The organism is Kaistella sp. (genome assembly GCF_032060305.1).
GTDB lineage: Bacteria > Bacteroidota > Bacteroidia > Flavobacteriales > Weeksellaceae > Kaistella > Kaistella yananensis.
In genome coordinates, this window is the sequence record NZ_DAMBHK010000052.1 from 1,757 (window position 1) to 12,577 (window position 10,821).

Annotated in this window: 11 protein-coding genes and 1 pseudogene; 10 read left to right on the plus strand and 2 right to left on the minus strand. The window is 38.7% G+C overall.

Annotation, left to right across the window (positions count from 1 at the left end):
* Positions 1-8 precede the first annotated feature (8 nt).
* The 10 genes and pseudogenes from V5N63_RS08225 (at position 9) to V5N63_RS08270 (ending at position 8,265) form a co-directional block, all read left to right on the plus strand.
* Entirely contained in the window at positions 9-422 is a 414-nt protein-coding gene (locus V5N63_RS08225) for a PaaI family thioesterase (RefSeq protein WP_332033574.1), read from the plus strand.
* Positions 423-575: 153 nt separating this feature from the next.
* Complete coding sequence (locus V5N63_RS08230) at positions 576-1,085, plus strand: RNA polymerase sigma factor (RefSeq protein WP_332033558.1); 510 nt, start codon at positions 576-578, stop codon at positions 1,083-1,085.
* Positions 1,060-1,728: a hypothetical protein gene (locus tag V5N63_RS08235; protein WP_332033559.1), complete on the plus strand. Its 669-nt coding sequence runs from the start codon at positions 1,060-1,062 to the stop codon at positions 1,726-1,728. The genes V5N63_RS08230 and V5N63_RS08235 overlap by 26 nt, the downstream gene beginning before the upstream one ends.
* Positions 1,729-1,739: 11 nt before the next feature.
* Positions 1,740-3,005 carry a DUF4252 domain-containing protein gene (locus V5N63_RS08240; protein WP_332033560.1) on the plus strand — a complete coding sequence of 422 codons (1,266 nt, stop codon included), beginning with the start codon at positions 1,740-1,742 and terminating at the stop codon, positions 3,003-3,005.
* Between the two features lie 11 nt (positions 3,006-3,016).
* Entirely contained in the window at positions 3,017-3,538 is a 522-nt protein-coding gene (locus V5N63_RS08245; RefSeq protein ID WP_332033561.1) for a DUF4252 domain-containing protein, read from the plus strand.
* 134 nt (positions 3,539-3,672) lie between these two features.
* On the plus strand, positions 3,673-5,133 hold the full coding sequence (guaB, locus tag V5N63_RS08250; protein ID WP_332033562.1) for an IMP dehydrogenase: 1,461 nt from the start codon (positions 3,673-3,675) through the stop codon (positions 5,131-5,133).
* A gap of 79 nt (positions 5,134-5,212) precedes the next feature.
* Complete coding sequence (locus V5N63_RS08255) at positions 5,213-5,653, plus strand: DUF6759 domain-containing protein (protein ID WP_332033563.1); 441 nt, start codon at positions 5,213-5,215, stop codon at positions 5,651-5,653.
* Between the two features lie 130 nt (positions 5,654-5,783).
* Positions 5,784-6,803, plus strand: a pseudogene (gene nirK, locus V5N63_RS08260) (copper-containing nitrite reductase); the annotation flags it as partial.
* A 45-nt stretch (positions 6,804-6,848) separates the two neighbouring features.
* Positions 6,849-7,685, plus strand: coding sequence for a formylglycine-generating enzyme family protein (locus V5N63_RS08265; protein ID WP_332033564.1), 837 nt, complete (start codon positions 6,849-6,851; stop codon positions 7,683-7,685).
* 1 nt (position 7,686) lies between these two features.
* Positions 7,687-8,265: an SCO family protein gene (locus tag V5N63_RS08270; protein ID WP_332033565.1), complete on the plus strand. Its 579-nt coding sequence runs from the start codon at positions 7,687-7,689 to the stop codon at positions 8,263-8,265.
* A 55-nt stretch (positions 8,266-8,320) separates the two neighbouring features.
* On the opposite strand, the gene V5N63_RS08275 is transcribed toward V5N63_RS08270, so the two are convergent.
* Together V5N63_RS08275 and V5N63_RS08280 are read right to left on the minus strand one after the other, a co-directional pair.
* Positions 8,321-8,941, minus strand: coding sequence for a tetratricopeptide repeat protein (locus V5N63_RS08275; protein WP_332033566.1), 621 nt, complete (start codon positions 8,939-8,941; stop codon positions 8,321-8,323).
* Positions 8,942-8,967: 26 nt separating this feature from the next.
* Positions 8,968-10,038 (minus strand): DUF4407 domain-containing protein, encoded by a 1,071-nt coding sequence (locus V5N63_RS08280; RefSeq protein WP_332033567.1) that lies wholly within the window; start codon positions 10,036-10,038, stop codon positions 8,968-8,970.
* Positions 10,039-10,821 lie beyond the last annotated feature (783 nt).

Genomic DNA, 10,821 nt, shown 5'->3' on the forward strand with positions numbered 1-10,821 from the left:
ATTTAAAAATGACCCCACTCGAAACCGCGCAATATATGCTCAATCAGGACCATTTTTCACAATGGATGGGAATCAAACTGATTGAGGTCCGCGAAAAATATTGCTTAATAGAAATGCCGGTAAAACAGGAAATGATCAACGGATTGAAAACCGTTCACGGCGGTATTACTTTTTCCTTCGCCGATTCAGCACTGGCTTTTTCAAGCAACAATACCAACGAAGCTTCGGTCGCATTGAATTGCACCATTAATTTCGCCAAAGCCGTGAAAATAGGCGATATTTTGAGAGCAGAAAGCGTTCTAATTTCAGACACACGTAAAACCGGAATTTACGATATCAAAATCACCAATCAAAAACAGGAATTGGTCGCTGCTTTTCGGGGAACAGTTTATAAAATTGATAAGAAGGTGACGGACTTGTAATGGTACCAAATTTAAAATCTTCAGTATTTTAAAATCACCAAAAACTTAATGAAAGCCAATCAAAATGATCAACTTCAAAAAACAATTTTGAAGTTTTTTTTATTTCGATGTAACATATTTCCGAACTTCGTTGTCTTACCTATAAACTAAACTATGACTCACGCAATCTTTAAAGAAACGATATTCTGTCTCAAGGATGAGATGTATCGTTTTGCAAAAAGATTTGTGATGAGCAGTGACGAAGCCGAAGATATTGTACAGGATTTAATGATGAAATTCTGGCAAAAAAAAGAAGAATTGGCCACATTCGGAAACCTGAAATCATACGCAATGAAATCGGTAAAAAACGAATGTCTGAATCGGCTAAAGCATCACGATGTGAAAATGGGTTTTGCAGATTTTCAATTTCACCGTAGCGAGCTTTACCAAATCGAAACCAATAATTTGAAAGATCAAATTCTAGGCTTCATCAGGCAACTGCCGGAGAAACAAAAAACCGTGATTCACCTGAAAGATGTTGAAGAATATGAAATCTCGGAAATAGCAAAAATGTTGGAAATGGAAGAAAACGCAGTAAGAATAAATTTAATGCGTGCCCGACAAAAAATTAAAGAACAAATCACCAAATTGATGAATTATGAAAACCGACAAATCACAGGATAAATACGACGAAATCTTCCAAGAGCTCAGGGAAGAAAAGATGAACTGGGATTTCGAAGATTTCTTGGCGGAAGCTGAAAAAGAAAAAAAACTCACCACTAAAATTTCAGAAAAGAAAAGCGCGTCTTTCCCGAAATTTTATTGGATGGCGGCAAGTGTTGTACTGCTTGTTTCCATGCTAGTTTTCTATAAAACTTCCGACCAAAGTAAGATGGATGAACAAGATCAATTGGTAAAAAATGAAATCTTAAAACAAAAAAATGACTTCGGTAAAGGCAACGAGATTGTCGCGATCAATAACTCGAAAGATTCCCTTACAACAGCTTCTGATAGTTTGGTTACCGATTCAATATCCATCAACTATGGTGAAGATGTAATAGAAAAAATTCTTCCGAAAAGAGGTAGAATAAAAAGACAGGCGCGGCCGCAGTTTGTCGATAATTCCACACCTGAAAAATCTGCAACGGGCAAAACTGCCCAAAATCCCGAATACCAATCCAACTACGTGATTATCAACGGGCAAAAAATAGAAAACGAACAGGAAGCCATCGATCTAACGAAATATTCGTTCCGAATTCTTTCTGAAAACGTTTCTAAAACAGTAGCTTCAACTGAAGCAGTGAACAGCTTTATTAATGATTACTAAAATTTAAAATCATGAAAAAATTACTCTTAATATTCGCCCTTACTTTCTCGTATTTTATCCAAATAAATGCCCAGAAAGACAAATTAGATCAGCTCTTTGATAAATACCAGGAATCCGAAGGGGTTACCTCCATCAAAATTGCAAAACCGATGTTCAACATGCTCAACAAACTGAATATCAATGATTCCGAACTCGAGCAAATCAAACCTTTGCTCAGTAAAATTAATGGTTTACGAATCCTTATCGTAGAAAAACCGACCGCAGCAAACAATACGGGAAGCCAAAACAAAATAAATTTAGGCAATTTTCAAAGTCTTCAATCCGACATTAACAATTCCATTAAAAACATGAAATATGAGGAATTGATGACTGTGAACAGCAAAGACAATAAAATTAAATTCCTTTCTTCTGATGCAACCAACGGAATTTTAGACAATTTGCTTTTAAATATCAGCTCTGAAGGGAATACTGTTTTAATGATGCTCGATGGAAAAATTTCTATGGATGATGTGAACAAGCTGATCAACGAGACGCAAATATATGCAACGGGTGGATCGGATGGCAATAACTCTTCAACTTCATCCGGCTCCGCAAGAGAAGAAGTACGTAAAGTTGCCAGTTTCAGTGGCATTCAGGTTTCATCGGGCATCAATGTTTCCTTCACTCAGGATGCTCAACAAAAAGTGGTGGTAGATTCCGACAGACCAGAATTTGTAAAAACCGAAGTTGTAGGTGATATTTTGAAAATTTTTGTCGATAACAACAATAACCGAAATCTGAAATTCAAAAAACTGAGTGTGATAGTCTCTGCTCCGGAGCTGAGCAAAGTCGCGGTAAATTCAGGCGCACATTTTAACACCCTGAATACCGTAAAAAGCAATCATTTTCAGATTGCCGCAACTTCGGGAGCAAATCTGAAAGCTGACCTGGATACCAAAGGAAAAGTAGAACTCTCCACAACTTCAGGTTCAAACGTAAGGCTAAATGTAAATGCCGACGAGCTTGAAATGAGTGCGACCAGCGGTTCTTCAGCAACATTGTACGGAAAAATAAAAGAAACAACTTTCGATGTTTCCAGCTTGGCTACAGTGAACGCACAGGATCTGGAAACACAGAAATCACAAATCAACGCTTCATCAGCAGCAAATATAAAGGTGAACGCAAATGAAAACATTAATGTTACAGGAACCTCAGGTGCGAGTGTAAGATACCGCGGCAACAATAATGTAAAGCGTAATGCATCACTTAGTGGCGGAGCGTCCATGAAACCTTTGTAAAAACTTTCACCATGAAAAATTTGATCCTTATTCCGGTAGCTTTATTACTGCTGAGTCTGCAATCCTGCATCGTATCGAGCACACCAAAAATGGGCTTTTTCGATAATCCTCATTACGACTACGGCGGTGCAAAATTTACCAGTGTTAATGTACCCATGTTTTTCGCTAAACCTATCGTGAAAAAAGCTTTGAGACAAGATGGCGAAAGCGAAGAACTCATCAACCTCATCAAAAAAGTTTCAGATGTGAAGATGATGACCGTGGAAAATGGCAACAAAGAAATGTTGGGTGATTTTGCCAAATACCTTACTTCCAATAATTTTGAAGAATGGATGACTGTAAAAAAAGCTGATGAAACCATCAATTTCCAAGCAAAACAGAGCGGCGATGTGATCAAAAAACTGCTAATCACCGTGCATTCCGGAAATGAACTGGTTTTTGTAGATGTCACAGGAAAATTCACCCCCGATGATATCTCACGAATCATCAATTATTCTGAGAAAAATGATGTAAAAAAAATGACTTTTAAATAAAAATTACAAATGACAGCAACGCTCTTGCTGTTATTTTTTTGAAGATAACATTGCTTGATCGCTTTTTTTATAGCAAAGAAAAAACTCAATTTCGATTTTCCAAAAAAAAACCATAATTTTGCAAGAAAGTAAAGATGTCTATTCACAACAAAATCGTAGAAACTGCCATCACTTTCGATGACGTGCTTCTCATCCCTTCTTACTCAGAAGTTTTACCAAATCAGGTTTCCCTAAAATCACGACTTTCCGACAAAATTACGCTTAATGCGCCGATCGTTTCCGCTGCGATGGATACGGTTACCGAAGCCGAAATGGCCATTGCAATGGCGAGAGTTGGCGGAATTGGTTTCATTCACAAAAACATGCCCATTGCCGAACAAGCCGAGCAAGTTTACCGTGTAAAACGTTCGGAAAACGGAATGATTTCCGACCCGGTGACCTTATCTAAAGACCACACTTTGGCTCAGGCTAAAGAAATGATGACCAACTTCAAAATTTCGGGTTTGCCTGTGGTAGATTCTGAAAATAAACTCATCGGAATCATCACCAACCGCGATGTAAAATACCAGGAAAATCTTGACGTAAAAGTTGAAGAACTGATGACCAAAGACAAACTCATCACTTCCGATAAAGACACCAACCTCGAACAAGCTAAAGCGATTCTTCTCCAAAATAGAGTAGAAAAACTTCCTATCGTGGACAAAGAATTCAAATTAGTTGGTTTAATTACCATCAAGGATATCGACAATCAACTGGAATATCCGAATGCCAATAAAGACCATAACGGAAGATTAATCGTAGGCGCCGGCGTAGGTGTGGGTGAAGATACGATGGACCGTGTTGCGGCGCTGGTAAAAGCCGGAGTTGATATTATTGCTGTGGATTCTGCACACGGACATTCAAAAGGAGTTTTAGATAAAATTAAAGAAATCCGTACTGGTTTCCCAGATTTGGATATTGTAGGTGGAAATATCGTGACTGCAGACGCTGCAAAAGACCTCATCGAAGCTGGAGCAAATGTATTGAAAGTAGGTGTTGGTCCTGGCTCAATCTGTACTACACGAGTTGTTGCCGGAGTTGGTGTTCCTCAACTTTCTGCTATTTATAATGTTTTTGAATATGCTAAGACAAAAAATGTAGCCGTAATCGCAGATGGTGGAATCAAACTTTCCGGAGATATCGTGAAAGCCTTGGCTTCCGGTGCGAGTGCGGTAATGCTTGGTTCGCTACTTGCCGGAACTGATGAAGCTCCAGGTGAGGAAATTATTTTCCAGGGAAGAAAATTCAAATCATATCAAGGAATGGGGTCACTGTCGGCAATGAGACGTGGTGGAAAAGAAAGATATTTCCAAAGTGAAGCCAAAAAATTTGTTCCGGAAGGAATTGAAGGCCGCGTTCCTCACAAAGGCAAATTAGAAGAAGTTGTTTTCCAACTGACCGGCGGAATCCGCGCTGGGATGGGATACTGCGGAACAAAAGACATCGACACTTTACAAAAAGACGGCAAAATGGTAATGATTACCGGAAGCGGTTTGAAAGAATCGCACCCTCATGATGTTATTATTACTCAAGAAGCGCCGAATTATTCGCTGTAGAAATAAAAATATTTAAATTTAAAGTTGTCCGTTATTTACGGGCAACTTTTTTTAATAATAAATAGTTATTTTTACTTTAATGAAAAATTTAAAAAAATTATATTTATTAGTTCTGTTTTTTTTAATGATACAGTGCGATGTAGTTCCCAATTCTGGTTACAGAACAAACAATCCGGGTTCAGCAGATGAAAGCAAGGAATTCGCAGACCTGATGGAAAAAGACCAAACCGATAAAAACAAGAAAACCGCCGAAGTCCTCACCTACCTCCTCAACGATACAGATCCTGCCGATCCTTACACGGTTGCTGTCATCGACAACCTGTCGGGGTGCAATATCATCGTAAGGCTGGTAGCGGTAAAGGGAAATCAAATTTACAATCTGCCGGTTCCGAAAAACAGCAAAAATCATTTCAAAATAGCCAAAGGTTCTTATACGATGCGTTCTAATGTATGCGACTCCAAATATTATTCTCAAAAATTGATTAATGAGCCGCTTATTCTGAAACTTTCTGCCCACTGATTTTGCTAAATGAACCAAGAAAAATTAGTTCAGAAGATTAAAATGATAAAACTCATAAGGCATAATTTTCAGAAATGATTTAATTAGGATAAATTTGTCCTATTAAAAAACAACAAAAAAAATATTATAAATGAAACAGATTTTCACAACCTTTGCACTCGCCCTTTTAACCCTTCAGGCTTGCAAACAGAACCCGACCGATTCGGCACCGACCAATTCCGAAAATCCCTTGGAAATTAAAGTAAGCGGTGAAACAGAAACCCAACAAAAAACAAATCCACCAATGCTTCCGGGGGCAATCGGAGACCGCGCAGCTAAAAAAGTGATCGTTCATTTAGAAGCTACAGAAGAAGAAGGCGAACTGGCCGATGGCGTTACCTACAAATTCTGGACTTTCAACAGCACCGTTCCGGGAACTTTCATCCGAATCCGGGTTGGCGACGAAGTGGAACTTCACCTGAAAAACGCAAGTAACAGCGTAATGCCTCATAATATCGACCTTCATGCTGTGAACGGACCTGGTGGAGGCGCAGAAGCTACCAATGTGGCCCCTGGAAAAACCGCAATTTTTAATTTCAAAGCCCTTAATCCTGGACTGTATGTTTATCACTGTGCTGCTGCACCCGTTCCAATGCACATTGCCAACGGGATGTATGGTTTGATTTTAGTGGAACCTGCAGGCGGATTGCCAAAAGTTGACCGCGAATATTACATCATGCAGAGTGAATTCTATACCAAAGGAAAAACTGATGAAAAAGGTCTTCAGGACTTCGATCAGGACAAAGGGGTTGACGAAAACCCAACGTATGTAGTCTTCAACGGTAAGAAAAATGCACTGATGGGCGACAAAATGCTTGAAGCTAAAGTGGGTGAAACCGTAAGACTTTATGTAGGAAACGCAGGACCAAACCTTGCTTCATCTTTCCACGTAATCGGCGAAATTTTCGACAGAGTGTATGTTGAAGGTGGCTCCAAAATCAACGAAAACGTTCAAACCACATTAATTCCAGCTGGTGGAGCGGTAATCGTAGAGTTTAAAGTAGAAGAACCCGGCGAATATGTACTTGTAGACCACTCCATCTTCCGAGCATTCAATAAAGGTGCAATTGGAAAACTGAAAGTTACCGGAGAGAAAAATCCGCAGGTTTACAATAAAGTTCAATAATTATAAATCATCAATAAAAAAGAAACTGCTATGTACGCAATTTTAAAAACAGTCCTCTACTTCAGCGGTTTCTTTTTTATTTTACAAAGCTGCACAGAAACGGCTGCAGAAAACACCTCCAAAGAAGTAATCACACAAACAGAGGAAGTAAAAATAAATCCTGACGTGAAAATGGTTACCATAAAAGGAGGAAAATACCAGCCTTTTTATGGAAGCGACAGTGCTCTGGTAGAAGTTCAGGATTTTTTACTGGATGAAAGACCCGTTACCAACCAGGAATTTCTGGATTTTGTAAAGAAAAACCCCAAGTGGAAACGCAGCAATGTAAAAGCCATTTTTGCTGACGAAACTTACCTCAGAGACTGGCAGAATGACGAAACATTACCAAAAAATGCTGACCCTGATGCGCCCGTAACTTTTGTTTCCTGGTTTGCAGCGAAAGCTTATGCAAAAAGTGCCGGCAAACGCCTGCCTACCATGGATGAATGGGAATATGTCGCCATGGCCGACGAAGAAACTGCCAACGCCAGAAACAAACCGAATTATTCTGCACACCTCATCAATCTTTATAACGAAAAATTCAGGGAGCGGAACAAAGTAAAAATTTCAAAACCCAATTACTGGGGCGTTTACAACATGTTCGATCTGGTTTGGGAATGGACGGATGATTTTAATTCGATCATGACTACAAGTGATTCCAGAACCGGCGAGTACGATGACAAGGGACTTTTCTGCGCATCTGCTGCAACAAGTGCCACCGACGTGCTAAATTACGCTTCATTCATGCGCTATGCATTCCGATCGAGTTTAAAAGCGAATTATACCGTTGAAAACCTCGGGTTCAGATGCGCCAAAAACCTTCAATGAGATGAAAAATATACTGCTCTTCCTTTTTTCGGTACTAACCATTTTATCGTGCAAAGAAAATACGGAACAAACCGCTCAGAATAAAGAAAATGCGGATAGTTCTATCTTTTTACTGGATTCCAAATGGCAGAATCAGGATGCCGAGGAACTTCAGTTAAAAGATTTGAAAGGAAAGAATCTCGTCATGGTAATGATTTTCACCAGCTGTAGAACGGCGTGCCCTATTCTTGTTGGCGATATGAAGAAAATTCATGCTAAAATTGAAAAAAACAAACTGAAGGACACTTCACTGGTTCTTATTTCCATCGATCCAACCAACGATACGCCGGAAGTTCTGAAAAAATTCGCAGCAGAAAGAAATATGGATTCCCAACCGTGGATTTTCCTGAGAAGTGACGAAGAATCTACCCGCGAGTTTGCGAATGTACTTGCGGTGAAATACAAGAAAATTTCTCCAATCGAGTTTTCACACTCCAATATCATCAGTGTTTTCAACCGAAACGGCGAACTGGTAAGCCAGGAAGAAGGCTCCGGAATCAATTCGGACGCGGTCGCAAAAACGGTGAACGAACTTAAGTAATTTTTGAATGCGAATGTAATGGCATTCATTTTTGCTTTGAAACAGAAATACAGAACTATTTAACGCAATGCAGGGCTTTCATCACATCAATGTCCCGGCGTTCATTCTGCTTATCCAATTGATCGGCCTTTTCAAGCTCGATGCAAGCTTCTGGAATTCTGTTCAATTTAATATAAGCAAGAGATCGCCCATAGCTTGAATCTAAATTTTCTCCGCCAAATTTCACCATCATATCAATCGCATCTAAAGCCGCCAGAAATTCGCCATTTTCATAATACGTACTGGAAATCATATTGTAAATCTGTGGATTTTCGGGATCTGTAATCGTCATCTTCCGGAAATTGATGATTGCTTCGTCAAACTTTCCTTGCTTCCTCAAAACATTTCCCATGCGTAAATAAAGGCCTGCATACACGGGGTTTTTCTCCTGGGCTTTCCGGTAATAGGCAATCGCATCTTCTGAGTTTCCCAGGTGAAATTCGCAGTCGCCCAAAATGGTATAAGTTTCCCAGGTTTTTTCTCCTTTTTCTAATAATTTAAGGTAATTTTCTTTTGTCGTAACAAAATCTCCTTTGCTCAACGCGGATAATCCCTGCCGCTTGAATTCTTTTTTAGATTGCCCGAAACACCAAGAAATTGTAAGCAATACAAATAAGACATTAAATGCTTTTCTCATTGATTTTTATTTGTAATACTATAAAATTATTTACCGAGATTGTCTTTAAAATCCTCAATTCTCCAATTGGTTCCTGCATTTCCTTTTTCGATTTTTTCTTTGGAATATAAACGGAAATCGTTTTCTGTTTTTTCTAAAAGATAATCATAAGGACCCACTGACGAAATTAATTTCACCAAAACCGGAGAAATCTCCAGACAGATAAAAAGTCCCATGATGAAAGCTGCTGCGATGCCGATAATGGGAGTATTTTTTCCTAGCTCATCAAGCGCCTGCAGTCTTGCCGCAAACCCGTTGAATTTATCTTCGAAAGTTTCGGTTTTGTTTCTCTCCGTTTCTATATTGGTATAAACTTTAGAGATTTCTTTGTCTAAATATTCCAATCTTGGTGCGATCTGTTTTTGATAATTTTCCAAATCCTGGCGGCGCTGTTCTTTCAATTCAGATTTCCTTTTGGCATTGCTTCCGAAGCCCACTTTTCCTGATGTTAAGCCACTTTGTTTCCCTAAAATTTCTTTTTCGAGCTCCACAGCGGCAGAATCATATGATTTCTGATATGATTCAATTTTAGCAGAAATCTGTTTCTTTTCCGTTTCAAATGGTCCTGACTGCTGCAAAATCCTGCCGTTCATTTCCGCCTGCAGCTGGGTTTTATTTCGCTGAATAATGGTATTAAGCTGTTTGTTGACTTCCTTCTCAAATATTTTCAGTTCCAAAGGTTTGGATATGATAATTCCTAAGAATGTGGCAAGAATTAGCCTCGGAAGCGCCATTAAAATCTGATTCCACCAAGTTCCTGTTTTCTTAATGGAAGAAACGATGTAACGGTCAAGATTAAAAATCATCAACCCCCAAAGCAACCCAAATCCGGCCGAAACCCAAAGATCATCAAACACTGTAAACATCGCATAACCGGCAGATAAAGTTGCGAAAACTGCCGTAAATAAAACAATTCCACCGATACCTGCAAATTTGTTCCATTCGCTCGGCGTTTTTCTTAAGATATGAATATTTCCGCCAGAACAGACGAGCAGAAACTTTTGAAACCAATTCATTTTGTGGTTTACAGGACTTATATTTTGAGGTGCTTTTTGCATTGATTTAAAGTAAACGTTGTTATAATTTTATACAATTGGTCTTTGAAAATGAAGCATTGTTACAAATAGTATTAGGTTTTGCCGAGTAAAAATTATTAGATATACACAACACAATATTACTGATTATCAATTATTTAATAGTTATTAAGTAACAAAACGTCTGTAAGCAACCCATTAATTTCTCTTGAATTTGGCGATGATGCGCGCGGTTTAATACTGTCTTATGTTGAAGGATCTGCCGCTAACACAGCGGTTGCAGGAATATTTATAATGGATCCGGCTGATAAAAGGATTAAATTAAAGCTGGCAAATGGCATTTGACAAAATTTATCGGGCGCAGCACAAGTTACCTATTCAATTCTTAGTGCATCCAGTACTATTCAGGAAAATGCGACAGAACAGGTGATCATTGGTTTAACTTCAATAACTCCTAGGTTCCAGGCATTCTTGTGCTTTCGGATCCCAACAAAGCGATAATTTTACCAAAAGTACCTTCTCCACATCTAAATATTAAGAATCCGTCAGCTGGAATGATTGAATATGATTCCGCTGAGAAAATGCTGGCATTATTCAATGATACACAATGGGCATTTTGCAAGCCTTAGAAAATAATTTCTGCGAACACACTTCTCTTTCAACAGCTGTTGAAGAAATTTTTGGCAATAGAAAATACCGGTAGAAAATCATAAAACCGACTTTTATAATCTTAACCACGATTAAATTTAATACAATAATTTTCTAGTATTTGATTAACATAATATTTCAAATTAATGCATATATTTA

What these genes read in the sequence shown, in the direction of transcription:
- V5N63_RS08265 (WP_332033564.1), top strand. Translation starts at nt 6,849, where the DNA reads ATGTACGCAATTTTAAAAACAGTCCTCTACTTCAGCGGTTTCTTTTTT.
- guaB (WP_332033562.1), top strand. Translation starts at nt 3,673, where the DNA reads ATGTCTATTCACAACAAAATCGTAGAAACTGCCATCACTTTCGATGAC.
- V5N63_RS08270 (WP_332033565.1), top strand. Translation starts at nt 7,687, where the DNA reads ATGAAAAATATACTGCTCTTCCTTTTTTCGGTACTAACCATTTTATCG.
- V5N63_RS08235 (WP_332033559.1), top strand. Translation starts at nt 1,060, where the DNA reads ATGAAAACCGACAAATCACAGGATAAATACGACGAAATCTTCCAAGAG.
- V5N63_RS08280 (WP_332033567.1), bottom strand. Translation starts at nt 10,038, where the DNA reads ATGCAAAAAGCACCTCAAAATATAAGTCCTGTAAACCACAAAATGAAT.
- V5N63_RS08225 (WP_332033574.1), top strand. Translation starts at nt 9, where the DNA reads ATGACCCCACTCGAAACCGCGCAATATATGCTCAATCAGGACCATTTT.
- V5N63_RS08240 (WP_332033560.1), top strand. Translation starts at nt 1,740, where the DNA reads ATGAAAAAATTACTCTTAATATTCGCCCTTACTTTCTCGTATTTTATC.
- V5N63_RS08230 (WP_332033558.1), top strand. Translation starts at nt 576, where the DNA reads ATGACTCACGCAATCTTTAAAGAAACGATATTCTGTCTCAAGGATGAG.
- V5N63_RS08255 (WP_332033563.1), top strand. Translation starts at nt 5,213, where the DNA reads ATGAAAAATTTAAAAAAATTATATTTATTAGTTCTGTTTTTTTTAATG.
- V5N63_RS08275 (WP_332033566.1), bottom strand. Translation starts at nt 8,941, where the DNA reads ATGAGAAAAGCATTTAATGTCTTATTTGTATTGCTTACAATTTCTTGG.
- V5N63_RS08245 (WP_332033561.1), top strand. Translation starts at nt 3,017, where the DNA reads ATGAAAAATTTGATCCTTATTCCGGTAGCTTTATTACTGCTGAGTCTG.